1 protein-coding gene is annotated in these 402 nt (G+C 48.3%); it reads right to left on the bottom strand.

Translation table 11 applies throughout. The features are described 5' to 3' along the window. Nucleotides 1-143: 143 nt before the first annotated feature. Nucleotides 144-402, bottom strand: a 259-nt coding sequence (locus AB4585_RS29625) for a helix-turn-helix domain-containing protein (RefSeq protein WP_372172420.1), incomplete at its 5' end; no start/stop codon positions are given.

The raw sequence follows: 402 nt of genomic DNA, 5'->3' as shown, positions 1-402 counted from the left end.
GGATTAGAATAACTAAATTGCATGGAACATGTCCTTTGTTGTTATTGGCATTTGGTCGGGCCACGGTGGTCGCGCCACGGTGGTCGGGCTACGATGGTCTCGCCACGCTGGCCGCGCCATGATGCATGAATTTTAAGCGTCGCTTATGGCGTTCTGCGTTCTCGCCTGAACACCTTAGGCGTGCAGCCATAGATACTTTTAAAGGTATTATTAAAGTGTGTCGCATTATTAAAGCCACATAGAGAGGCCACTTCAGTGACACTTGTACGTCCTGCGCGCAAGATTGTAGCGCCTTTGTAGATTCTTTTTTTCTTAAGCATCTCGGTAAACGATAAACCTTCTTCAGCCAGCCGGCGTTTAACCGTGGTTACGGAGACTTGTAAGTGCTCAGCTAGCATAGGT

Origin of the sequence: Vibrio sp. 10N.222.49.C9 (assembly GCF_041474985.1) — a bacterium.
Lineage (GTDB): Bacteria > Pseudomonadota > Gammaproteobacteria > Enterobacterales > Vibrionaceae > Vibrio > Vibrio crassostreae_C.
The sequence above is the reverse complement of the archived record's forward strand: the minus strand, read 5'-3'. Positions and strand labels throughout refer to the sequence as shown.